Here is a 23,466-nt window from a genome sequence, read left to right as displayed (position 1 = left end):
GGGGTCTGCTCGGCGAGGCCCCCGGCCATGTCGGACATGCCCGGGGTCTGCTCGGCGAGGCCCCCGGCCATGTCGGACATGCCCGGGGTCTGCTCGGCGAGGCACCCGGGCGGCGGAGGCGCAGCAAGCAGGACGCGCGCTGCCAAGACGCTGGACGAACCCGCCGCGCGCGATCACCTTGCTCCCCCCTCATGCGCGACGACGCCACGCCACCTGCCCTCGCCCCGGGCGCGGACGCGGGCCCGCCCTCGTCCGGCCTGCTCCGCGGAGCGGGCGTCTGGGCGACGCTCCGCGACGCGGTCCGCGGCGGCGAGCACGACTTCACGAAGGGCTCCATCGACCGGGCGATCGTCCTGCTCGCGATCCCCATGGTCATGGAAATGCTCATGGAATCGCTCTTCGCCGTCGTCGACGTCTTCTGGGTCTCGCGGCTCGGCGCCGACGCGGTCGCCGCCGTCGGGCTCACGGAGTCGCTCCTCGCCGTGGTGTACGCGGTGGCGATGGGCCTCTCGGTCGCCGCGTCCGCGACCGTCGCGCGGCGGATCGGCGAGGGGCGCCCCGAGGAGGCGGCGGCCATGGCGGGGCAGGCGATCGTGCTCGGCCTGCTCGTCTCGCTGCCCATCTCGGCCGCCGGCGGGCTGCTCGCGCCGCGCCTGCTCGCGGCGATGGGGGCGACGCCCTCGGTGATCGCCACCGGCAGCTCCTTCGCCGCGATCATGCTGCTCGGCAACGCGACGATCCTGATGCTGTTCGTCATCAACGCCGCCTTCCGCGGGGCCGGCGACGCGGCGCTGTCGATGCGGGTGCTCTGGCTCTCCAACGCGCTGAACATGGCGCTCGGCCCGTGCTTCATCTTCGGCCTCGGCCCGTTCCCGGAGCTCGGCGTGACGGGCGCGGCGGTGGCGACGACGCTCGGCCGCGGGACGGGCGTGGCGCTGCAGATCGCGCTGCTCGCGCGCGGCGGCGGCCGGCTCAGGATCCGGGCGCGGGACCTCGTGCCCGACCCGCGCGCGCTGGCGACGCTGCTCCGCCTGTGGGCGAGCGGCGCCTTCCAGGCGATCATCGGCACCGCGAGCTGGATCGGCATGGTGCGGATCATCGCCCCCTTCGGGAGCGCGGCGCTCGCGGGCTACACGATCGGGATGCGGGTGGTGGTGTTCGCGATCCTGCCGGCGCTGGGGCTCGGGAACGCCGCGGCGACGATGGTCGGGCAGAACCTCGGGGCGGGGCGCCCCGACCGGGCCGAGTCCGCCGTCTACCGCGCGGGCGTCTGGACCACGGCCATGCTCGGGGCCGTGGGCGTTGTCTTCGTGGCGGCCGCGGGCCCGATCGTGGGCGCCTTCGCCAGCGATCCGGACGTGCTCCGGTTCGGGACGCAGGCGCTGCGGATCATCGCGTGCGGGTTCCTGTTCTACGGCTTCGGCATCGTGTTCACGCAGGCGTTCAACGGCGCGGGCGACACGAGGACACCCACGCTCCTGAATTTCGCCTGCTTCTGGCTGTGGGAGATCCCGCTCGGCTGGGCCCTCGCGCGCACCTTCGGGCTCGGCCCGCTCGGCGTGTTCATCGCGATCGCGGTGGCGTTCTCGACGCTCGCCGTCGCGGGCTGGCTGATGTTCCGCCGCGGCGCCTGGAAGCTCGGGCGCGTGTGACGGGGCCGCCGGGCGGCGGTAAGGCTACTGGCGCTTCATACCCCAGTCGGGCTCGTCAATCGCCGGGGCCATGACGTCGCCCGGCGTCTGGAGCCCGGCCAGCTCCACAGGCGGTCGTCGCATCGGAGCCCGCGGCGGGCGCGCGAGCCACGCGTCGATGAGCTTCCTCGCGATGCTGAGCGGCGGCGGCAGCGGCGGCAGCGCGTCGCGGTGGAACCAGCGCGCGTCCTCGAGCTCGCGCGTGTCGACGCGGAGCTCGCCGCCGGCGTAGCGCGCGGTGAAGCCGACCATGATCTGGTGGGGGAACGGCCACGGCTGGCTGCCGAAGTACGTGAGGTCGGCGATGTCGACGCCCGTCTCCTCGTGGACCTCGCGCGCGACGCACGCCTCCAGCGTCTCGCCCGGCTCGACGAAGCCCGCGACGAGGCCGTACATGCCCGCGGGGAACCGCGCCTGCCGCGTCATGAGCAGCCGCGGGCCGTCCTCGACGAGCACGATGGTCGCGGGCGTGATCCGCGGGAAGTAGCTGCTCGCGCACCGGGCGCACCGCTTCACGCGCTCGTCCAGCCCGGTCTCGAGCTCGGCGCCGCAGGCCGCGCAGTACTGGTGCGCCCGGTCCCAGTGCTGCACCTGGTACGCCGTGCCCGCGAGGTCGAACAGCTCCGGGTCGATGCGCCCGTAGAGGCGCCGGAGCGAGGCGTAGGTGTACCCCTCGGGCGCCGGCGCGCCCTGCGCGAGCTCGGCGGAGCGGCACGGGCGGCCGTCGAGCTCACCGAGCGGCTGGGCCCGCACGACGGACACGCCGAGGTCGGCGAGGTCGGCCGCGACCGGGATGTCGTAGCGACCGCCGCCGTCGTCGCCTGGCGCGCGGACGAGGAGCTCGTCGCCGCGGAAGGCGAACCAGGCGATGTCGGCGGAGGGCGAGCTCGGCTTGCCGAGCCCGGGGCGGAAGCGGGAGGGCGGCATGGCGTCAGGGGCGGCAGGGCCGCGCGGGCTCCGTTTCTTCAAGGGAGGGATCGAGGAAGCCGATCGTGGACATGCCGCAGAGCTTAGCGCCCCGGAACACGACGCGGACGACCCGGCGTACACGCGCCGGCAGCGCAGGCGGGCGGCCCCAGCTCCGGGCGGGTCGTGCGGGCCCGCCGCGACCCGTGCGCCGGCGAACGGCGCGCGCGGCTTCCACCAGGACGAATCGCTATGTGCGGGGCATCCGAGCCGCCGAGATTTGCACGGCGGACGTGGCTTGACGCAGAGGCCTTTACGTTCTGACGAGCAAGTTAAGGCGGCACCCAGGTTCGCGTTCCGGATTGCCCCGTGTTCTATAGGGCGCCGACGTCAACGTAAGTTGCACTGCGCAGCTCCGGTACTTCTGTCCGGTTGCGGGAGGGGAGGCGCAGTATGATGGCCGATGCCAATGGCGATCTGAGCTCGCTGGATGAATTCATCGCGCACTCGCCAGAGATGCTGTTCGTCGCGAGAACCGACGGCGCGCTCTTGCGGTGGAGCGACATGCTGGCCCGGACGATCGGGCCTGTGCTCTCGCAGGGAACCCCGCTGACCGAGCTCTTCCACCCGGAGGACCGCTGCGCGCTCTCGACGGGGTGGGAGCAGGTCCGTGGGAGCACGCACCCTGTCCAGGTCCACGGCCGGATCCTGAGCGCGGAGCGCAGCTATCGGCCGTTTTCGTGCGTGGTGCGCGGGTCGCGCAAGGAGCAGTTGATCTATGGCTCGCTCCGCGACGTAGCCCTGAACGACGGCGTCCTGGACGAGCTGACCAGGCTGAGGGACCGCGATCGGATCCTGAGCGCGTTGATCAAGGCCATACCGGTCGTGGTGTGGGCCGTCGACGCCGATGGGGTGTACACCTACCACGAGGGCAGAGGCCTGGAGGCCGCCGGTCACACGCCGGGACAGTTCGTCGGAAAGAACATCTTCGAGATTTACGGCGACAGCGCGGGCGATGTCCGGCGCACCCTGGCTGGCGACCTGATGCACGGGCTGGCAGAGGCCCACGGCTGCGTGTGGGAGAGCTGGATGATCCCCGTCTCGGAGCCGGCGGGGCCGGTGCGATCCGTCATCGGGTTCTCGCTCGACGTGACCGAGGCGAAGCGGGCGCAGCAGTCTCTGCAGACGAAGCTCGATGTGATCGAGGCCCAGCAGCGGGTCATTCGAGACCTGTCGGCGCCCATCATCGAGGTATGGGACGGGGTGCTGGCGCTGCCCATGATCGGGGTCGTCGACAGCGCGAGGACCGCCGAGGCGATGGAGAGCTTGCTCGACGCGATCAGCCGCCGCAGCGCGCGCTTCGCGGTCCTGGACCTCACCGGCGTGCAGGTGGTGGACACGAGGGTCGCGGATCACCTGATCAGGATCGTGAAGGCCATTCAGCTGCTCGGCGCCGAGGGGATCATCTGCGGCATCCGCCCGAACGTCGCGCAGACGATGGTCGAGCTGGGGCTCGACCTGAGCTCCATCGTGACCAAGGCCAACCTGCGGGCGGGCCTCACGTACTGCATGCAGCGCCTCGCCGTGCGCGCGCCGGCGCCGCGCGCGCGGATGTGACGGCGCCCGCGCGCGCGGATGTGACGGCACCGCGCCCGCGCCCCCGCCCCGGAGCCCTGGTGGCGCGCGCCCCCTCACCGCAGCGCCGAGAGCTTCTCCCGGTGGCTCCGCGCCACCTTGAGCTCGGCGCCGCCGGCGAGCACCACGACCGTCTCCCGGCGCCCCTGGGTGCGGAGCTCCTTGATCCGGTCGCGGTTCACGATCGCCGAGCGGTGGATCCGCACGAAGCGCGCGGGATCGAGCTTGGCCTCCACGCTGTGCATCGTCTCGCGGTGGAGGTAGCTCCTCTCCCCGGCGTGGATCTGCACGTAGTAGTCGGCCGCCTCGATCCAGTCGATCTCGTCGAGGCTGAGGAAGACCACGCGGCACCCGTCCTTGATCGCGAGCCGCCGCAGGTAGCCGCCGTCCGCGCCCGCGGCCGCGGGCGGCTCCGAGCCGCCGCCGCCCCGCGCGCGCGCCGTCGCCGCGGCGGCGGGGTCACCGTAGCTCTGGAGCAGCGAGAGGAGGCGCTGGCTCAGGTCGCTCATCCGCGAGAGCCTTAGGTGGCCCTTCGCGCGGCGGAGGGCGTCGTGGAAGCGGTCGTCGTCGAACGGCTTCAGCAGGTAGTCGAGGGCGTGGACCTCGAACGCGCGCAGGGCGTAGCGGTCGAACGCCGTCACGAAGATCACCGCGGGGAGCTCGTCCGGCGGGAGCGACGCCATCACCTCGAAGCCGTTCATCTCGGGGATCTGCACGTCCAGGAACACGAGGTCCGGCCGCAGCCGCCGGATGACGTCGAGCGCCCCCGGGCCGTCGCCGCACTCGGCGGCGATCGCGATCTCCGGATCCTCGGCGAGGAGCATGCGGATCCCCTCCCGGGCGAGCGGCTCGTCGTCGACGATGACGGCGCGGATCTCCGCGGGGCTATCCATGCGCGCGCTCCGGGTGCAGCGGCCGGAACGGGACCGCGACCGTCACGAGGACGCCCCCCTCCGGCCGCCGCGCGACGCTCAGCCGGTGGTCGCCCGGGTAGAGCTGCCGGAGGCGCGCGCGCACGTTCCCGAGGCCCGTGCCCTCGCTCGCCTCGCCGGCCCAGCCCTCCTTGAGGCCCCTGCCGTCGTCGGTCACCTCCACCACGAGGTGGCGTTCCTCCCGCCGCGCGCGGATCGTCACGCTCCCCGACGAGGCCCGCGGGGCGATGCCGTGGCGGATCGCGTTCTCGACGATCGGCTGCAGGATGAGGTTCGGGATCTCGGCGTCCAGCGTCTCCGAGGCGACGTCCGCGCGCACGGTCAGGCGGTCCTGGAAGCGGGTCCGCTCGATGTCGAGGTAACGTTCGAGGAAATCGAGCTCCTGCTTGAGCGGCACGATCTGCTTGCCCGCGCTCTCGAGCGCCATCCGGAGCAGCTCGCTCAGGCCCGTGATCATGCGGACCGAGGCCTGCGTCTCCTGCTTGCGCACGAGCACCGCGATCGCGTGCAGCGTGTTGAACAGGAAGTGCGGGTGGAGCTGCATCTTGAGCGCCTGGAGCTCGGCCTGCACGAGCTTCGTCTCGAGCTGCGCGGCCGCGACCGCGCGCTCGCGGTACTTCTTGTGGTAGTCGGCCGCGTGGACGATCGCGAGGATCCCCCAGTAGATGAGCAGCTCGATGTCGATGTATTTGCCCAGGATTTTGTAGACGACCTCGAGGAACGGCGTCTTGATGTAGTACTCCTGGCCGATGAGCCGCCCCGTCAGCGCGCACGCCGCGATGTGGCCCGGGGCCATGGCGGCGTTCGCCGCGAGGTGCACGAGGGCGCTCTTCAGGAAGCCCCGGCGCTCGATCGGGTACCTGCGGCCGAGCCAGACGATGAGGGGCGTCATGAGCGCCCAGAAGAGCCAGGGCAGCCCCTGCCACAGGAAGGAGGCGAGGAACGGCGAGCGCGGCTCCTGCCTCGGCGGCATGAAGAGGTAGGTCTGCACGCTCGAGACGAGCACGGGGATCATCCAGAGCGCGGCCACGAGCCACGCGCTGGCCCACCTCGGCCCGGCGAGGGCGCGGGAGGGCGCGGCGGCGCGCGGCGGGGCCGCGGCGTCCGGCGCGGCGGTCGGCTCGGGCGCGGCGGGGCGGGCCGGGAGCGGGGCGCGCTCCGGCGCGGCGGGGCGGGTCGGGAGCGCGACGGGCGTCGCCTCGGCGCTGCCGTTCACGCTGGCCCCTCTGGGTTGTTCTGCATGGGATGGGCTCCCTGCGCGCGGTCGCGCGCATCGCGGCGCGCCTCGCCGCGCCGCGCGCGGGCGGGGGGGCGCTCCCCTGGATCAGAGCACAGGGCGCGGCGGCGCGGGGGCGCTTTGCAGCCGGCTGCGCCCGGGCTGCAGCGAGCTGCCCTCTAGAGCGGCGGTCACCCGCTTCGGATACGGGCCCATCTCGACGTTTTCGGTGCTCAGCGCACAGGAGTGCGCTTGCGCGCCGAAAACGCCGATCTGGGCCCGTCTCCTGTGCGGGTGACCGCCGCTCTGGGACGCATCACCAGAGACGGAGGGGAACCGCTCTGGGCGGCCGGGTCACGCGGGGCCGGCTAGCGTCGCGGCCCAGGCGACGGCGATGAAGTCGACCTCGACGTCGTTCTTCCTGGGCACGAGGCGCTTCGTCTCGATGCCCTCGCCGGCGCGCAGGGGCAGCTGCTCCAGCGCGGCGAGCTCGGCGGCCTGGGCGGCGTGGAGGTCCCGGAGGGCGGCGTCCGCCTCAGTCCACTCCTGCCGGGCGCGCTCGGTCCTGGCGCTCGCCTTGTCGCGCTGGGTCTCGGCGCGGCGGGCGGTGCCCCGGCCGGCGACGAGCCCGAGGATCGCGGCGCCCACCGCGCCGGGGAGCGCGGCCACCTCGGCCTCGGCCTGCTCGTAGCGCGCCTTCGCGGCCGCGATGCGCTCGCGGAGGCGCGCGATCCTGGGCGCGTAGCGGCCGGTCACCTCCTGCTGCTCGGCGCCGGCGCGCCGCGCGGCGGCGGCGCGGCAGCGATCAGCGAACGCCTGGAGCGGCTCGCCTTCGCCCTGCGTCAGCCCGAGCTCCTTGTGGACGGCCACCGCGGCCTCGGTCGTGCGGTAGGCGTGCTCCCGGAGCGCGCGTGCCGCGGCCAGCGCCCCGCTGCGCTTCGCGAGCGGGGCCGGCAGCGCGGTGAAGCGGGCGCCCGGCGCGGGCGAAGCCGAGAGCAGCGCGGGATCGAGCCGGGTGACGCGCGCGAGATCCGGCCTCCCGTCGGCGAGCAGCGGGGCGGCGAGGATCTGGCGCTGGTTGAGGGCCACGCCGAGTTTCGTGTCGCGCAGGTGGGCGACGACCGAGGCGGCCACCCACGGGACGTAGCGGAAGCCCTCGGGCGCCGCGGCTGGGGGGTGCGCGTACAGGCTGCGCCAGCCCTCCGGCGGCTGCGGAGGGGTGATGGTGTCGGCGCGGGTGTCGGTGTCGGCCTCGGCCTCGGCGTCGGCGCGCGCGGCCTTGCTGCGCCGCGTGCGCTGGGGCGGGGCGGAGGCCGCGTGGGGCGCCGCGGAGGCCGCGTGGGGCGCCGCGGAGGCCGCGTGGGGAGCCGCGGAGGCCGCGTGGGGCGCCGCGGAGGCCACGTAGCGCGGGTCGAGGACGACCGTGCCGCCCGGGCCCACCGGCGCATGCGGCGGGGGCGCCGACGGGCTCTTCGGCCCGGGCGGGGCGGGCGGGGGAGGCCCGGGCGGGGCGGGCGGGGGAGGGGAGATGCTCCTGACGAGGCGGCCGATCTCGCGTCGGGTGACCGGGCCGCGCAGCCACGACAGGCTGAACCGCGTCTCGGCGAGCAGCGACGTCGGCTGCATGTGGACGTTGCGCACGAAGAACGTGCGCGGGGGCAGCGCCTTCAGGGTGGCCGACAGCGCCGCGGCGTCGACGCCGCCGGCGCCCCCGTCGGACCCGGAGAGCCCCTCGACGACGCGCTCGCGGTCGGCGTCGGTCTGGAGCCGGCCCACGAACCACGCGCCGGCGTTGGAGAGCGCCTTGTAGTCGAGGTCCATCGGGTTCTGCGTCGCGAGGACGACCCCGACGCCGAAGGCGCGCGCCTGCTTGAGGAGCGCGAGCAGCGGCCGCTTCGTGGGCGGGCTCGCGGGGTGCGGCGGCAGGAAGCCGAAGACCTCGTCGAAGACCACGAGGGCGCGCAGGTCGCTCGTGCCGGAGAGGCCGCGCACCCACGAGAGCAGCTGCTCGAACAGGAGCCCGAGCACGAGCAGCCGCTCGTCGTCCTCAAGGTGCGCGACGCTGACGATGACCGCGGGCGTCTTCCCGGCGGTAGCGCCGGGCGCCCCGGCCGCGCCGCGCTCGAGCCACCCCGCGACGTCGAGCGGCGCGCCCTTGCGCCAGGTGGCGAACGTCGGGGAGGCGAGCAGCGTGTTGAGCTCGCGCGCGAGCGCCTGCCGCTCCTTGGGCGCGAAGAACGCGTCGACCTCGAGGGCGCCCACCGCGGCGATCGGCGGCGCGGCGAGGTCGGCGAGCAGCTCCTCGAGCCCCGCCGCCTGCCCGCCGCGCAGCCGCCGCTCGGCGAGGTGCGCGAGCAGCACGTGCTCGCGGCTCCGCGCCGGATCCGGATCGCGGCCGACCAGCCGGAGCAGGAGCGACAGCGAGGCCGAGAGCGCCTCGCGGGCGGCCTCCTCGTCCTCGTCCCAGAGCGGCGAGCGCGTCTCGAGCGCCGACAGCACGTGGATCGGCTCGCCGGCCGTGGTGCCCGGCGTGAGCAGGCGCGGCGCCATGCGGGCGCGGAGCGCGGCGACGTCGGCCGGCCCGAGGCCCGAGGCCGCGAGCCCGGCCCGCCACCGCGCCGCGAGCTCGGCGGCGACGTCGGCGGTCGCGCGGCCGTCGCGCGCGGCCGCCGACGGGTCGATCCACGGCTCGAACTCGGCCGGGGAGAGCTCGGGGAAGGTGAAGAGCAGGTTGGGCAGGTCCCCTTTCACGTCGACCATGAGCACCGGCACGCCCGACCGCAGCGCCTCCTCGACGAGGACCATCACGAGCCCCGTCTTCCCGCTGCCGGTCATGCCGACGACCACGCCGTGGGTCACGAGGTGGTGCGCGGGGAGATCGAGCGGGCGCGCGGCGGAGGCGGCAGAGGCGCTCTCGTCCCCCGAGAGCGGGCGGCAGCGGCCCAGGGCGAAGGGGCGGGTCGGCATGGCGGCGGGCTCGTGCCACGGGCGGCGGGACGTCGCAATGCTGGCGGGCGGCGAGGGCGCGTCGCCCCTGCGACAATCCGGCTCCTCTGCGACATCGTGTCGCACCGGCGCGCGCGCGGGCCCGTCGGCCGCGTCGCGCGCGCGCGACGCGGCCGACGGGCTCCTGACAATGACGCCGGCCCCCCAGCGCGCTGGCATGTGCGTTGCGGACGCCGCGCGGCGGAGGTGCCATTGCCCATGCCGCACATCGACTCATGGCTCGACGTCACGTTCTGGCGGGAGGTCCTCCGGCGCACCCTCGCGTGGGCCGTCCACGCCTTGCCGGCCGTGCTGCTCGTCCTGGTCCTCGCGCTCGTGCTGCTCAAGGCGCTCCACCTCGTGTGCAGGAGGATGGAGCTGTCGTTGATGCGGCGGAGCCGCAGCGGCGACGTCAAGACGGTGCGCGAGATCGAGAAGCGCTCCGAGACGTTGCTGGGCATCTTCCGGACGACCGGGAAGGTCGTTATCTGGGCCATGGTGGCGATGCTCGTCCTCGTCCAGCTCGGGGTCGACGTCGCGCCGCTCATCGCGGGCGCCGGGATCGCGGGCCTGGCCGTCGGCTTCGGAGCGCAGGAGCTCGTGCGCGACGTCATCTCCGGCTTCTTCCTGCTCCTCGAGAATCACCTCCGGGTCGGCGACGTGGTGGTCGTCAACGGCACCGGCGGCCTCGTGGAGCGCGTCGGGCTCCGGACGGTCGCGCTGCGCGACGAGTCCGGGGTGGTCCACGTCTTCCAGAACGGGAAGATCAACTCGCTCTCGAACATGACCCTGGAGTGGTCCGCCATGGTGTTCAACGTGGGTGTCGCTTGCACGGAGGACGTCGACAGGGTGATGAAGGTGATGCGCGAGGTCGCGCGCGAGCTCCAGGAGGACAGGCGCTACAAGGCGAGCATCCTCGAGCCGCTGGAGCTCTTCGGCGTGGAGTCGTTCGACGACCGCGCGGTCGTGGTCCGCGCGCGCATCAAGACGCAGCCCATCGAGCAATGGCAGGTAGGCCGGGAGTACCGCCGGCGCCTCAAGAGGGCGTTCGACGCGCTGGGCATCGCGATGCCGGTCCCTCATCGCGCGATCCGCTGGGCCGAGGAGAGGCTGCCGCCCAGGCCCGCCGCCCGGGCCGCGAACGGCGCGCGCTGCGAGGAGGCCGGCGCGGCCGGCGCGCGCTTCGAGGAGACAGGCGCGCAGGCCTGACGCCGCGGAAGCGGCGGTCGCGCGCGATCATCACGTGAGGAGGCTGTCGTGAACATGCGAGCGAGTTTGCCAGTGCTCGTCGCCCTCGCCGCGCTCCCGGGCGCGGCGAGGGCCGAGATACTCAGCGTCAACGTCCCGGTGGCGAACTTCCGCGCGGGCCCGTCCACGAGCGAGCCCGTCGAGTTCACCGCGACCCGCTATTACCCGGTCAAGGTGCTGGAGCGCGAGGACGGGTGGTGCAAGATCAAGGATTTCGAGGGCGATCTCGCGTGGGTGGCCGGTCGCCTCTTGGCCAGGGTCACGACGGTCGTGATCAAGGTCTCGCGGGGCAACGTCCGCGAGGCGCCGACGACCTCCGCGGAGGTCGCGTTTCAGGTCCAGCGCGGCGAGGTGTTCAAGGTCCTGGGCCGGAAGGGGCGCTGGCTCCGCGTCGCCGCCCTGCAGGGCGAGACAGGCTGGGTGCGTGAGGATCTGGCCTGGGGCATGACGAAGCCCGAGGGCTCCGGCGGCGCGTCCTGAGCTCCCGTGGCCTCCCGGCGGGCCCGCTCCGGCGGAGGAGCGCCGAGGCGCCGCCGGGGCTCCGTCAACGTCGGGTGAACTTCACGGCGTCGAAGGTGTAGAACGTCGCCGGTGAGCCGTCGTCCGCGGACAGGCCGACATAACCGCCGCTCGCGAAGCTCCACCCCGTCGTCCCGCCCACCTTGAGCGGCACCCACGAGTACCTGTTGCGGGACAGGTCGATGGGATCGCTGAACACCGGTGCTCCGGCCCCCGTTGGATAGATCTTGTAGCGGACCGAGCCGCTCCCTGCGCCCCCGACGTACACGTGGACCCCGTACGTCCCCGATCTCCGCGTGTACCACCGCCCCCAGGCGCCCGAGGTGCCGGTGGCCATACGCGCCCCGTACCCGTACCCGTCGCCCCGGGCGAGGCCCAGCCCACCGCTCTCGAAGTAGGTCGAGCTCATGTCGTTGTCACGGATGAAGTCGTTCGACGAGGGGAGCACGCTGAAGATGACCCGGTATCCTGTGCGCCAGGCGGAGGTCGGGGTCTCGACGGCCGCGAAGAACGTGTAATCTCCCGCGGAGAACGACCTCATGGTCGTGTGCGTGTAGGTCCCGGTCACGCCGCTGGCCGCCGGGAAGTCGACGATCTCGCCGCTGAAGCCGGCGCGGCCCCCCACGAGCAGCTTGGCGTAGGACTGCGTCGCCGAGACGAGGCCGACCCGGGCGTAGATGGGCGTGCCGGCGACGCCGTAGACCACGTCGTAATCGCCCCACGTCCCGCTCGACGAGGTCTCGAACTCAGGGATCATCACCCTGCTGCTCCCGATGTACGAGTCCGGGTTCCTGAAGCAGAAATTCGTCGCGTTGCTCGGCGTGTAGCCCCAGTATGTCCCGTCCCCGCATGGGTTGTGGAGCACGCTCCCGAGCTTCGCCTCCGCGTGCAGGTGGTTTCCCCAGTGGTGCGCCGCGCCGTACCCGGTCCCGCCCACCTCGCCGAGCTTGGTGCCCGTCGTCACCGCGACGGAGCCGTCCGGCCGCGCGTTGAGCGGGTGATGGAAGCCCATGTGTCCGTCCTGCCACCACAGGTAAGTCCCGTCCTGGAGGAGGTGGCGGATCACCACCGCGTTCCCGAGGCCGTGATCCGAGCTGCCATTGTGGACCACGAGCGTGCGTTCTCCGAAATTGGAGGCCCGGACGGGGAGACCTGCCGCCGCGCCCTCGTCGATGCCTGAGTGGTACCTGTCCGCGACGGCGCACCTCGTCGTGTTGAAGTTGCACGCGCGTGTGTAAGAGGAGCCCTGGAGCGGGTGCGCGAACAGGAAGCTCGCCGAGGTGAGCGGCGCTTCCGCTTCGCCGATCTCCGCCGGCTGTCCATCGCTCCAGTCGTCCGACGCGGCGCCCTCCTCCGCCGCTGACCCGCAGGCCGAGACGAGCATGAGCCCCAGCAGGCCCAGCCCTCGATGTCCACTCGCCAATGTCAAGTCGTACCGCATGCCACGCTCCTTTACCGGACCGGCTCGCGCCGCCGGTGGATCTAGGCCGCTGCTGGGCTCGGCGTGCATGAGCTGCCGCCTGCCCTGAGCTGTCGCCTGCTTCGGTTGACAGGCTTGCGGCAGGATGTGAGAATTTCATGTGGTATGAAGAGCGAGCACCAGGGGCCGTCGCCGTCGGAAGCCGCCGGATCCGCGGCGGAGGTGGAGCGGGTCATCGGCGCCTGCCTCGCGCGTGGGGATCTCAAGGGGGCGGCGGACGCCGGCATCCGGGGTTATGGCCCGTCACTTCTGGGCTTCCTCGTGCACGTCCTCGGGAATGCGCAGGATGCTTCCGACGTGTTCTCGGAGGTATGCCTGAACATCTGGTCACACCTCGGCAGCTTCCGCGGCGACTCGTCATTCCGTACGTGGGCGTTCAGGATTGCTCGGAACGCCTACCAGAACTCCCTGGAACGTCCCGAACGCCGCCGAAACCTGCCCCTCTCGCAGGCTCCGGAGGTCGCCAGCCTCGAGGAGCAGGTCCGTACCCAGACGTTGCCTTACCTGCGCACCGAGGTGAAGGACAAGGTCGCGGCCTTGAGGCAGCGGCTCAGGCCGGATGAGCGAGCGCTCCTCGTGCTGCGCGTCGACCGCGCGATGTCGTGGGACGACATCGCCCGCGTCATGCTGGGATCGGAGCCGGAGCCTCCTCTCCCGGGAGAGCTCAAGAAGAAATCGGCGGCGCTGCGGCAGAGCTTCGTCGCGATCAAGGGGCGGCTCCGGGAGCTGGCCGAGCAGGAAGGATTGCTCGACTCGCCCGAAGGCTAGACAGGGGCGAGCCCGGTGAGCAGCGCGGACTCCTTCGATGACGCCTCGGCGGAGGAGAGCGCGTTTGCCGGTCTCCTGCGCCAGATCGCGCGCGCTCCCAGCGCTCAAGGGCTGCACGAGGTCGCCGTCGCGGGATCGCCCGCCCAGGGGGACGTCATCGCGGGCAAGTACAAGGTCGAGGGGGTGCTCGGCCGCGGGGGGATGGGCCTCGTCGTCGCGGCAACGCACCTGACGCTGCGCCAGCGCGTCGCCATCAAGCTGCTCCTCCCTGGATCGGCCCTCCTCCCGGACGCCAAGGAGCGTTTTCTCCGCGAGGGCCGCCTCGCGGCGGCGCTCCGGAGCGAGCACTGCGCCCGTGTGCTCGACATGGGGACGCTGGAGTCGGGCGCGCCTTACCTCGCCATGGAGTACCTGCAGGGCGCGGATCTCGGGGCCGTGCTCCGGTCCCGTGGGGGCATGCCGATCGCCGAGTCCGTCGACCTGCTCCTCCAGGCCGGCGAGGCGATCGCCGAGGCGCACGCCCACGGCATCGTCCACCGGGATCTCAAGCCCAGCAACCTGTTCCTCTGCACCGCGGCCGATGGATCACCCCTCGTCAAGGTCCTCGATTTCGGGCTCTCCAGGGCCGCAGGGGAGGCGAGCATCACCGCGACGCACGCGGTCGCGGGGACGCCGCAGTTCATGGCGCCCGAGCAGATCCGTGGCCTCAAGCAGGCCGACGCCCGGGCCGACCTGTGGGCGCTCGGCGCGATCCTGTACGCGATGATCGGCGGCCGCCTCCCTTTCGACGGGGAGAGCCCCCCCGCGATCATCGCGAGGGTGATGACGGATCCCCCGCGTGCGCTCCGGCTCCTCCGCCCCGACGTCCCGGCGCCGCTCGAGGCGATCATCTTGCGATGCCTCGAGAAGGACGTGAGCCAGCGCGTGCAGAGCGTCGCGGAGCTCGCGCGCGGGCTTGCGCCGTTCGGCGCGCAAGGCGCCCGGCTCTCCGTGGAGCGCATCGTGAAGACGCTCGATCGCCGCGGCGACGGCGACGGCCCCGCCCTGATGGCGAGAGCGCCGCGCGCCGCGGAGCAGCCGCCCAGGGGGAGCCGGGGCGCGCCGGCCGCCGCCTCGGCGGAGAACCGCCTTTGCACGATCGTGTTCGCGGGCTTCTCCGGGACCGCCGCGCTCTCGGAGCGGCTCGATCCCGATGAGGTGAAGGCCGTCGTCGACGCAGGCGTGCGCGCGCTCGCGGCGTGCGTCGAGCGCGCGGGGGGCGCGGCGGCGAAGCTCGTCGGGGGCCGGATGATGGCCACGTTCGGGGTCCCCCGCGCGAGCGACAACGACGCGGAGCGCGCGGTGTCGGCCGCGCTCGAGATGCGGTCGATCGTCGAGAGCACGCCGGCGCTGCGCGGGTTCCGCCGGCAGCTCGCCGTGCGCATCGGGATCAACACGGGGCGGGTCCTCGCTCAGGACGTCGGGGATCCGGCGCGCGAGGAGCGCGCGGTGTTCGGAGACGCCGTCGACGTGGCGGATCACCTCCAGCAGCACGCGGCCGACGGCGCGATCCTGATCGGCAGCGCCACGTACCGGAACGTGATCGGACGTTTCAACGTCGACCCTTCGCCCCCGATCGCCGTCGAGGGCAGGCGCGACGCGATCGGAGCCTACCGGATCGTGGGGCACACGACGGTGCGCCACCCGATCCCGCCGTCCGATTTCTACGATCTGGAGACGAAATTCATCGGCCGCACGGCGGAGATGCAGCGCATCACCGACGTCCTCGACACGGCGATCTCCGAGGCGAGATCGCAGCTCGTCACGCTGGTCGGGCCTCCGGGGGTAGGACGGAGTCGCATGGTCGGGGAGCTCGTGACGAGCCTCGCGGAGCGACCCGCGTATTTCTTCGTGATGATGGCGCAGGGCTCGGTGCTGGGCACCGGCACGAGCTACGGGCTCGCGGCGGCGCTCCTCCGGATGCGCTTTCAGATCCACGAGAACGACGCGCCGGAGCTGGTCGCGCGCAAGCTGCGGGACGGCGTGCGCTGGCTGCGCGGCCTGGCGGCGGGCCCGCCGCGGTCGGGCGAGGGCGCCGCGTCGGGATCGGCGGGCGGCGGCCATGACGGCGAGAGGACCTCCGACGTGCCCGAGCTCCCCTTCGAGGTGCTGCGCGAGCTCGGATCAGGGCATTTCGACGACACGGTCCGGGAGATCGCCACCCTGCTGGGAGCGCGGTCCGGCGGCGCGTCGGACGGCCTCGCCTTGGAGCGAGAGGGCGCCCACGCGAAGAGCCGCGTCTCGGCGGCGCTCGCGCGCCTCTTGCGCCTGGTCGCGGCGCGCGCCCCGATCGTGATCCTCTGCGACGACGCGCAGTGGGCCGACGACGCGAGCCTCGACCTGCTCGACGACCTCGCCGTGCGGATGAGCGACTGCCCTCTCTTCGTGCTGTTCTCCACCCGGCCGGAGCTCTACGAGCGCCGGCCCCACTGGGGTGAAGGCAAGAGCGCGCACGTGCGCGTCGACGTCGCGCCCCTCGCGCGGCGGCACATCGAGGCGATGGCGCGCGATCGGCTGCGCCGGATCGACGGGCTGCCCAGAGATTTCCTGGATCTGCTCGTGGACCGCGCCGAGGGATACCCCCTCATCCTGCAGGAGACGTTGCACCTGCTCGTGGACGCCGGGGCGATCGAGCGGCGGGAGCTCGGCCCGTGGCTCCTGCGGGACGCCGATCTGCAGACGGTGGCGCTGCCGGCGACGATCGAGGGGATCCTCCAGGCGCGGCTCGACCGGCTGGATCCGGACGCGCGCTCGGTGCTGAAGCAGGCTGCGGTCATCGGGCGCACCTTCTGGGAGCGGGCGGTGGACGCCTTGCGTCGGGATCTGTCCCCCGACGCGCCGCCGGAGGGGGCGCCCGGCGGCGGGCCGGCGGTCGTGGAGCCGACCGGGGACGTGCTTGCGCGGCTCAGGGCCCGGCAGCTGATCAGGACGCGCGAGGCGTCGACCTTCCCGGGAGAACGCGAGTTCGTCTTCGCGGAGTCGGCGACGCAGGAGTTCGCCTACAAGACGCTGAACCAGAAGCTGCGGCGGACGGCGCACCGGCGCGTCGCGGCCTGGCTCGAGGCGCGCGGGCCGGGCGCGGCGAGCGCGGCGCTCGTCGCGGTCCACTACGACAGGGGCGGCGATCTCCGCCGGGCGATCGAGGCCTATGGCCGCGCGGCCGCGCATGCGGCGGCGCTCGGGCAGAACCAGGAGGCTTTGCGCCACCTCGAGCGGGCGTGCTCGATCTGCGACGCGACGGTGGCGAGCGCGCTGGATACGCCGCGGGCGGCGCTCGCGCGCCTCGACGAGGGGGGCGAGGAGGGCCGCGTGGCGGACTGGCATGAGCGGGTGCGGCTGCGCCTGGAGCTCGGAGACGTCCTCCGCCGTATGGGCGAGCTCGACCGGGCGGAGCGCGCTTACGAGGAGGGTCGCCGCCTCGTCGTGCACGTGGAGCGCCGGCAGGCCTCGGCGCGACACGCTGGCGAGCCGCTCCGGTGGGAGGCGCGGGTCGACTTCCGGCAGGCGCTGACGGCGTGGATCCGGGGCTCGGCCGACCGGACGCGGATCCTGGTGGGCCGCGCGATCGAGCGCGCGACCGCCGCCGGAGCGATCGAGGAGACGCCCGCGATGTGGGCTGTGCTCGCGGCGCTGCACCGGCGCAGCGGCGATCTCGACGCGTCCCGCAGGGCGGTGGCGCAGGGGCTCAGGGGTTGCCGCGCGATGGTCCGGCGGGACGACCGGTGGCGCGAGCACGTCTCGCACCTGCTCGGCGCCCTCGGCGCCGTGTTCCTGTCGCAGGGCCGCCTCGCGCACGCCGAGCGGTGCTGCCGGCGGGCTGCGCGCGCCGTGGACGAGACGATGAACCTGGCCGCGGCGTGCATCGCCCAGAACACGCTGGCGGCCGTCCGGTACCTGCGGGGCGATCTCGCGGGCGCGCGCGATACGTTCGCTCACGCGCTGCTGCTCAAGGAGCGGCTCGGCGATCTCCACGAGCTCGTCATCGCCCACAACAACCTGGCCGAGGTGGAGCTCCGGCTCGGAGAGACGGCCGCGGCGCTGCACCACGCGCGGCAGGCGGTGCGGTTCGGAGAGCGCATGCACGCCGAGGCCGCGCTGGCCGATTCGTACAAGAACCTCGCCGACGCGTCGTTCGCCGCCGGCGACCGGCAGGCCGCCATCGAGGCTGGGCTGCGGGCGCTCGACCGGACCGGGGTGGGGGACGGGCGGATCTACCTGGGCGACGTGATGATCAGCCTCGCGCGCATCTGCCGTGCGACGCTCGCGGGCGACGCTGCGCTGGAGGCGCCGGCGCGAGAGGCGGCGCGGCGGCTGATCGAGGCGATCGACGACGTTCGCGAGGGCGACCTCGGGAGCAAGGCGGACGAGTGTCGCGCGATGCTGGCCGGGATGGTCGAGCTGAGGGGATAGGCCGACTCGGGATACCACAGGAGATCGGACGATGGTGCGATGGGGGAGGTTCATGGCGCTGGGCGCAGCGGCGGTGGTGTCGTGGGGCTGCGGCGACGATGCGCCGGAGGAAGAGCGCGATGCGGGCACGTGCGCGGCAGGGGGGGCTGCCGCCGGCGGGGGTGATGGCGAGGTGTGCGGGGCGGGGGAGGTGGTGCCCGTCAACTGCGCGGCAGGCGAGAGCGCGCTCGAGGACGGCCGTTGCCTGCCCGCCGGAATGCAGGAGAACGGCTGCGCTGCAGGCGAGGTGAAGGTCGAGTCCGGCGGCTGTCGGCCTGCGGGGATCCCGCCGGAAGCCTGCGGGCAGGGGTTCGAGCCCGATGGCGAGGGCGGTTGCCGTGTGATCCTGCCGCGCGACCCGTGCCCGAGAGGGACGATGGCTGTTCCCGGCGAGACCGCGTGCCGTGAGGTGGCGCCGTGTGGTGAGGGGCCATGGGGAGACATCCCCGTGGAGCCGGATACCGAGTACGTGGACGGGTCCTACCAGGGAAGCAGGAGCGACGGTAGCCGGGAGAGACCGTGGACCACCATCACCGCGGCTCTCAGGAATGCCGCCCCGGGAGCGATCGTCGCGATCGCTTCGGGTACGTATGAGGAGAACGTCTACGTCCGCGGCGGGGCAGCGCGTCTGTGGGGTAGGTGCCCGGCGCTCGTTGAAATAGCCGGATCGGCCTCCGCCTCGGCCGCGGTAAACGTTCAAGATGAGGCCCACGGAACGGAGATCCGTGGCGTGGCCGTGCGCGGCAGCGCGATCGGCGTTGGCGTGTGGGGGCCGGCGGATGTCGTCTTGGATCGCGTGTGGATCCACGACACGGAGCAGGGTGGGATCAACATCGGAGATGGCCGTGGACCGTCAGCCGTCGCGGTGAGAAGCTCGCTCGTGGAGGATACTCGGAACATAGGCGTCTGGGTCGGTGGGGCCAAAGCATTGATCGAGCAGACGGTCGTGCGCAACGTGGCCGACGTGGGCATCGTGGCCGTGGACAACCCCGATACCGGCCGGCGCGCGGAGGTCGACGTCCGCTCATCGGTCGTCCAGGGCGCTCACGACATCGGCGTGCTCGTTGAGGGCTCAGACCTCGATCTGTTCGCCTCGGTTGTGCGAGATACCATCCCGAATGAGGAGCCAAACTCAGGCCGAGGTATCAACATTCAAGGGAGCATGAGCCATCCGGGGAGACAGTCCGTCGTAATGATCCGCTCGTCGCTCATCTACGACAACCACGACATCGGTATATCCGTCATCAACTCGGAGCTGCTCGTCGACGCGACCGTCGTGCGGGGCACCCTGCTGGCACCCATCGTGGAGGATACCTTCCACGGGTACCCGACCCTTTCAGGTGTGGGGATCGCCATTCTAGACGACGAAGCTAGCGCCGAGCCGACGAAAGGGACCATCCGCTCCTCGGTCGTGGAGGACAATCGTCAGACCGGCGTCTTCGTGATGGGGGCTGCCGTTGCCGTCGAGGGCACGATTGTGCGCCGCACACAGCCGGTGGATGAGAGCGAGAGCGGCGAGGGGATCGGCGTGCGTGAAGGCCTTCCGCCAGCGCGAAGACGCGGAGACGTCGGCGTGAGCTCATCTGTCATCGAATGGAATCACTCGGCCGGGTTGCAGGCCATGGGCTCCACGATCCGCCTCGATGCGACGGTCGTGCGCGATACGCAGCCTCTGGTCGGTAGCTTGTTCGGTGTGGGTGTGGTGGTTCAGGCCGCGCCGGGTACCACCGAGCGCGGCGACCTTACGATGAGATCCTCGATCATCGAGCGAAACCCCTACGCGGGCCTGCTGATCGCTGGGTCGAGCGCGCTGGTTGAGAGGACGCTCGTCCGCGATACGCGGCCGGCGCCTGCTGGTGATCTTGGGCGGGGAATCGTCGTGCAGAGCAACCGCAGCACGGGGCAGCAGGCGAACGCGATCATTCGTGACTGCGTCGTAGAACGCAATCATGAATTGGGTATCGCCGTCGCGGGCTCCGCAGCGACGATCGAGAACACCGCGGTGCGCGACACAAAACCTCGTTCGGACCTTACTCGAGGGGATGGAATCAGCGTCCTGTACGATTCGGTTCGAGGGTTGAGGGGCGATGCTGTCATCCGGCGTTCGACGGTCGAGCGGAACACGCACGTAGGAATCTCCGTGATCGGTTCCGACGCGGTCATCGAGCGGTCGTCGGTGCGAGAGACACGGAAGGAACCTGCGGGCGATGATTACGGCGACGGTATCGCCGTCGTGTCGGAGCTCAACCGTGCCAGCGCCACGATCTCCGACTGCCTCGTCGAGGCGAACGAAGGCGTGGGCGTCTCCAGCTTCGGCGCAGATGTCTTGGTCAGTTCAACACAAATCGTTTGCAACTACGTTGATCTCGACGCCGTTGCGTACGGCGAGCATTCCTATAATTTTCCTCTGAGCGACTCAATGGCCTGCCGCGGCTGCACGGGCGAACCGCGTAAGTGCGAGAAGGGGAACCTAGAACGGCAGCCGCCGCGGGCGGTCGACCCCGCTCCCACGCCCCCCTGACCCGAGCCCCTGCCCGATCGTCCTCCGCGCGCCTCACATCCGGCCGGAGCCCTGTCCATCCATCAACCCGCCGGTCTCGGCGCCGGTGGGTCGACGCGCGCCGTGCGCTCGCGTCCGCTCGCCGGAAGGAGGCTCGACCAAGATGGACCGCTCGATTCGAGATCGCCGTTACGTGACGCTCACCGCCGCGCCCCTCGTCCTGGGCCTGTTGTTCCTCGCGCGCTGCAGCGTGCACGCGCCGCTCTGCGCGCCGGGCGCCCAGACCGCCTGCTCCTGCCCCGGAGGCGGCGACGGCGTTCAGGTTTGCTCAGCGGACGGCTCCGGCTACGAGGCGTGCCAGTGCGCCGGCGACGTGCCCGGCGCCGGGGGAGGTCCCGGGAGCAGCTGGGGAGAGGCAGGGGGCAGCGCCAGCGCGGGAGGAGGCTTCGCTCCAGGGAGCGACGGGCCGCCAGCGGGCAGCGGCGGCTCAGACGTCGCGTGCCAGGACGACTGCTCCGGGGAGCCCCGGTGCCTGGACGCGAGCACGCTGCAGCAATGCGGCGATTTCGACGACGACGTCTGCCTGGATTACGGGGCCCCCGTCCCGTGCCCCGGCGGATGCGCCGACGGCGCGTGTGTCACCGAGTGCGTGGGCCCTGCCGCCGAGAGCTGCGGCAACTGCGGCGAGCGCACGCGCACGTGCGACGGCGGCGCCTGGTCCGAGTGGTCGTCGTGCTCGGGCCAGGGCGCGTGCGCGGCGGGCGAAATCCGGAGCTGCCCCGGCGGGACGCAGGTCTGCGAATCGAGCTGCGCGTGGGGCGCGTGCACCCCGACCTGCGGGGACGGCGACTACAGCCAGTTCTCGATCCCCGGCCGCAGCTGCTCGAATCCCTCGAACAGCGACACCTGCGACTTCGGCCCTGCCGGGTGCGCGGGCGACGGCAGCATGCCGCTCAAGCTGGCGGCGGCCATGATCTCGCCGACGACGCTCCGCTTCTTCGTGCGGAAGCAGGACGACTCGGCGTGGCTCTCACCCGCGACGCTGACGGTCTACGTGGGGACGGGCCCCACGTGCTCTCCCGACGTCGTGCCGAACGTCGTGAAGACGACAGCCACGGCGACGGTCGGACAGCGGACGCAGACCATCGATCTCTCGCTGAACCCCTACTCCGGCGCCTGGCCGCTCAACGAGACCAAGATCTTCTGGGTGGGCAAGAGCGAGAGCGGCTTCCCGTGTTTCCGAGCGACAGGTACCGTCTCGGTCCAGAAGATCTGCGAGCCGTAATGTTCCCGCCCTGGAGAAGAACCTACCTGGACGCCCCCGCGAGCGCGACCGGCACGAGGGGCGGACGCGCACGGCGGTCGGTCGATCGGTAGTCGCTCGGTAGAGGAGGAGATCGGGGATGAGCACAGGTTACTCGGGTCGCGTCCACGTGCTTCTTGTCGGGCTGGGTTTGCTCCAGCTGCGGTGCAACCAACCTGAGTCGGTCCAGCGAACGCCAGAGTGCCCGGAGGGCCGCCTGGTGGGCGGGGAGTGCGCAGAGGTCTCGCCCGATCGAGAGTGCCCGGAGCACCGCCTGGTGGGCGGAGCCTGCGCAGGGGTCCCTCCCGAGCCGATCTGCGGGGGAGACGTGTGCACCGACGGGGGCGACTGCGCGACCGCCATCGAGGCCGGCGACGACCTCACGGTTCAGGCGGCGCTCGCGGATGCGTCGCCGGGCGCTTGCATCACCCTGCGGCCTGGCGACTATGGCGACATCACCTTGCCCGGCGGCGTCAGCCTGCTCGGGAGGGGGGCCGCCCTGGTCCACGTCGCGGGCATTACGGTCGGCCCCGGCTCGGGCGCCCGCGTGCGCGGCGTCAGCGTCGGTCAGGCGGGCATCGTGGTGGCCGACGGCGCGGCCGGGGTGCTCATCGACTCGGTCAAGGTGGTCGCCGGCGGCTTCGCCGACGGGGTTCGGGTCGGCGCCGGCGCCTCCGTCACGATCCAGGCATCCGAGATCGAAGCGTCGCAGGGCCACGGAATCCGGGCGTTCGATCCCGGGGCGGTGACGCTGGGGACCTCCCTCGTGGGCCCATCCGGCGGCCCCGGGCTGTGGGCGCAGTGCGCGAACGGCTGCGATTGCGCGGCATCGCCGGAGGTGAAGGTCAACAACACCCGGTTCCAGGAGAACGGGATCATCGGTGTCTCGCTCGTCGGCGTCGCCGCCACGTTGACGGAGGTCGATATCGTGGATCCCAGCGACCCTGATTCCATCGAGGTGCCGGGGGGGCTGGCCGCGTTCGGGTGCTCCTCGCTCACCGCGCCTTCGCTCCGTGTCCGCGATACTACGCGATTCGACAAGTCCTACGGCGTGCTCATCGATGGGGCGAGCGCCACGCTCGGCGGCAGCGAGACGCAAAACATCGACCTCGGGGGGCTCGCGGTCGGCCTGTGGATGCAGAACCTCTCGGCCGCAGGCGACCACCAGGTCACGGTCCAGGGCTGCCGCGTCCACGATAGCCGGGGTGTCGGGATCGGGTTGAGCGGCGAGACGACGGGCGGGATCATCATCAACTGGACGGAGGTCCAGAACACGCAGCTCGAGCCCATGGCCGTCGTCGGAGGTGACCGTGATTCCATCGGCGACGGCATTGTCTGGCAGAACGGCGCCCGGGCCGAGATCTCCAACCTGAAGCTCGTCGGCAACTCGCGGATAGGCATGCTGATCGATGGAGACGTCGGCGCGGGGAGCCGCCTCGAGAATATCGAGCTGAGCGCCGGCGACGAGGACATCGGCCTCGTTCACCAGAACGTCGGCCCCGACGGCGTCTCGCCCATCCTCGGCGGCGGTGTCCCTGAACTCATCCGGGACGCAGCCCAGCGCTTCACGGTCGCTGCGCCGCTGAAATCTCCCATTGCGGCGCCGTGACCGGCCGACGGGCACGGCGCCCTGCAGCGTCATGGACGTCGCCGGGGGCGCGGCGATCCCGCGCGACGCCCCCCCCGCGGGAGGGCTGCGCAGCGCGCTCTTCCCCTCGCGTAACGGCGTTGAGCTCTGCCCGAGGGCCGCTCGCCCTTCCCGCGTCGGAAACACGGCAACGGCCGGGCGCAACAG

Annotated in this window: 14 protein-coding genes; 9 read left to right on the top strand and 5 right to left on the bottom strand. The window is 72.2% G+C overall.

Annotated features, from left to right (window positions below):
- Positions 1-191 precede the first annotated feature (191 nt).
- Positions 192-1,652 (top strand): MATE family efflux transporter, encoded by a 1,461-nt coding sequence (locus WMF43_RS25520; protein WP_437683912.1) that lies wholly within the window; start codon positions 192-194, stop codon positions 1,650-1,652.
- Positions 1,653-1,676: 24 nt separating this feature from the next.
- Here the strand turns inward: WMF43_RS25520 and nudC are convergent, their stop codons facing one another.
- Positions 1,677-2,660: an NAD(+) diphosphatase gene (gene nudC, locus WMF43_RS25515; protein ID WP_437683911.1), complete on the bottom strand. Its 984-nt coding sequence runs from the start codon at positions 2,658-2,660 to the stop codon at positions 1,677-1,679.
- A 390-nt stretch (positions 2,661-3,050) separates the two neighbouring features.
- On the opposite strand from nudC, the gene WMF43_RS25510 reads away from it, so the two are divergent.
- Complete coding sequence (locus WMF43_RS25510; RefSeq protein WP_437683909.1) at positions 3,051-4,214, top strand: STAS domain-containing protein; 1,164 nt, start codon at positions 3,051-3,053, stop codon at positions 4,212-4,214.
- A gap of 74 nt (positions 4,215-4,288) precedes the next feature.
- Here the strand turns inward: WMF43_RS25510 and WMF43_RS25505 are convergent, their stop codons facing one another.
- From WMF43_RS25505 to WMF43_RS25495, 3 genes are all read right to left on the bottom strand, one after another.
- The gene (locus WMF43_RS25505) at positions 4,289-5,125 is read right to left on the bottom strand and encodes a LytR/AlgR family response regulator transcription factor (RefSeq protein ID WP_437683907.1); all 837 of its coding nucleotides are present in this window, start codon (positions 5,123-5,125) and stop codon (positions 4,289-4,291) included.
- Complete coding sequence (locus WMF43_RS25500) at positions 5,118-6,380, bottom strand: sensor histidine kinase (protein WP_437683905.1); 1,263 nt, start codon at positions 6,378-6,380, stop codon at positions 5,118-5,120. The genes WMF43_RS25505 and WMF43_RS25500 overlap by 8 nt, the downstream gene beginning before the upstream one ends.
- Before the next feature lie 354 nt (positions 6,381-6,734).
- Positions 6,735-9,347 carry an ATP-binding protein gene (locus WMF43_RS25495; RefSeq protein WP_437683903.1) on the bottom strand — a complete coding sequence of 871 codons (2,613 nt, stop codon included), beginning with the start codon at positions 9,345-9,347 and terminating at the stop codon, positions 6,735-6,737.
- Between the two features lie 237 nt (positions 9,348-9,584).
- Here WMF43_RS25495 and WMF43_RS25490 point away from each other — a divergent pair, with 237 nt between their 5' ends.
- Both WMF43_RS25490 and WMF43_RS25485 read left to right on the top strand, forming a co-directional pair.
- Positions 9,585-10,574: a mechanosensitive ion channel family protein gene (locus WMF43_RS25490; RefSeq protein ID WP_437683901.1), complete on the top strand. Its 990-nt coding sequence runs from the start codon at positions 9,585-9,587 to the stop codon at positions 10,572-10,574.
- 54 nt (positions 10,575-10,628) lie between these two features.
- Positions 10,629-11,093: an SH3 domain-containing protein gene (locus WMF43_RS25485; protein ID WP_437683900.1), complete on the top strand. Its 465-nt coding sequence runs from the start codon at positions 10,629-10,631 to the stop codon at positions 11,091-11,093.
- Between the two features lie 64 nt (positions 11,094-11,157).
- Here WMF43_RS25485 and WMF43_RS25480 read toward each other — a convergent pair whose 3' ends face one another.
- Positions 11,158-12,573, bottom strand: coding sequence for a M23 family metallopeptidase (locus tag WMF43_RS25480; RefSeq protein ID WP_437683899.1), 1,416 nt, complete (start codon positions 12,571-12,573; stop codon positions 11,158-11,160).
- A 144-nt stretch (positions 12,574-12,717) separates the two neighbouring features.
- Here WMF43_RS25480 and WMF43_RS25475 point away from each other — a divergent pair, with 144 nt between their 5' ends.
- The 5 genes from WMF43_RS25475 to WMF43_RS25455 all read left to right on the top strand — a co-directional run bounded on the left by WMF43_RS25475 (position 12,718) and on the right by WMF43_RS25455 (position 23,280).
- Positions 12,718-13,380 carry an RNA polymerase sigma factor gene (locus WMF43_RS25475; RefSeq protein WP_437683898.1) on the top strand — a complete coding sequence of 221 codons (663 nt, stop codon included), beginning with the start codon at positions 12,718-12,720 and terminating at the stop codon, positions 13,378-13,380.
- A gap of 15 nt (positions 13,381-13,395) precedes the next feature.
- Positions 13,396-17,829, top strand: coding sequence for a protein kinase domain-containing protein (locus WMF43_RS25470; RefSeq protein WP_437683896.1), 4,434 nt, complete (start codon positions 13,396-13,398; stop codon positions 17,827-17,829).
- Positions 17,830-17,881: 52 nt separating this feature from the next.
- On the top strand, positions 17,882-20,389 hold the full coding sequence (locus WMF43_RS25465) for a right-handed parallel beta-helix repeat-containing protein (protein ID WP_437683894.1): 2,508 nt from the start codon (positions 17,882-17,884) through the stop codon (positions 20,387-20,389).
- Between the two features lie 142 nt (positions 20,390-20,531).
- The gene (locus tag WMF43_RS25460) at positions 20,532-21,653 is read left to right on the top strand and encodes a hypothetical protein (RefSeq protein ID WP_437683892.1); all 1,122 of its coding nucleotides are present in this window, start codon (positions 20,532-20,534) and stop codon (positions 21,651-21,653) included.
- A 118-nt stretch (positions 21,654-21,771) separates the two neighbouring features.
- Positions 21,772-23,280, top strand: a complete 1,509-nt coding sequence (locus WMF43_RS25455; RefSeq protein ID WP_437683890.1) for a hypothetical protein — start codon at positions 21,772-21,774, stop codon at positions 23,278-23,280.
- Positions 23,281-23,466: the final 186 nt, after the last annotated feature.

The organism is Sorangium sp. So ce131 (genome assembly GCF_051519095.1).
In the GTDB taxonomy this organism is placed as follows: domain Bacteria; phylum Myxococcota_A; class Polyangia; order Polyangiales; family Polyangiaceae; genus Sorangium.
Note: the sequence above shows the minus strand (reverse complement) of the source record. Positions and strands in the feature narration are given on the sequence as shown.

Excerpts from the sequence above, each read along its gene's own strand:
- WMF43_RS25520 (WP_437683912.1), top strand. The coding sequence starts at position 192 with ATGCGCGACGACGCCACGCCACCTGCCCTCGCCCCGGGCGCGGACGCG.
- WMF43_RS25510 (WP_437683909.1), top strand. The coding sequence starts at position 3,051 with ATGATGGCCGATGCCAATGGCGATCTGAGCTCGCTGGATGAATTCATC.
- WMF43_RS25505 (WP_437683907.1), bottom strand. The coding sequence starts at position 5,125 with ATGGATAGCCCCGCGGAGATCCGCGCCGTCATCGTCGACGACGAGCCG.
- WMF43_RS25495 (WP_437683903.1), bottom strand. The coding sequence starts at position 9,347 with ATGCCGACCCGCCCCTTCGCCCTGGGCCGCTGCCGCCCGCTCTCGGGG.
- WMF43_RS25490 (WP_437683901.1), top strand. The coding sequence starts at position 9,585 with ATGCCGCACATCGACTCATGGCTCGACGTCACGTTCTGGCGGGAGGTC.
- WMF43_RS25485 (WP_437683900.1), top strand. The coding sequence starts at position 10,629 with ATGCGAGCGAGTTTGCCAGTGCTCGTCGCCCTCGCCGCGCTCCCGGGC.
- WMF43_RS25480 (WP_437683899.1), bottom strand. The coding sequence starts at position 12,573 with ATGCGGTACGACTTGACATTGGCGAGTGGACATCGAGGGCTGGGCCTG.
- WMF43_RS25475 (WP_437683898.1), top strand. The coding sequence starts at position 12,718 with ATGAAGAGCGAGCACCAGGGGCCGTCGCCGTCGGAAGCCGCCGGATCC.
- WMF43_RS25465 (WP_437683894.1), top strand. The coding sequence starts at position 17,882 with ATGGCGCTGGGCGCAGCGGCGGTGGTGTCGTGGGGCTGCGGCGACGAT.
- WMF43_RS25460 (WP_437683892.1), top strand. The coding sequence starts at position 20,532 with ATGGACCGCTCGATTCGAGATCGCCGTTACGTGACGCTCACCGCCGCG.
- WMF43_RS25455 (WP_437683890.1), top strand. The coding sequence starts at position 21,772 with ATGAGCACAGGTTACTCGGGTCGCGTCCACGTGCTTCTTGTCGGGCTG.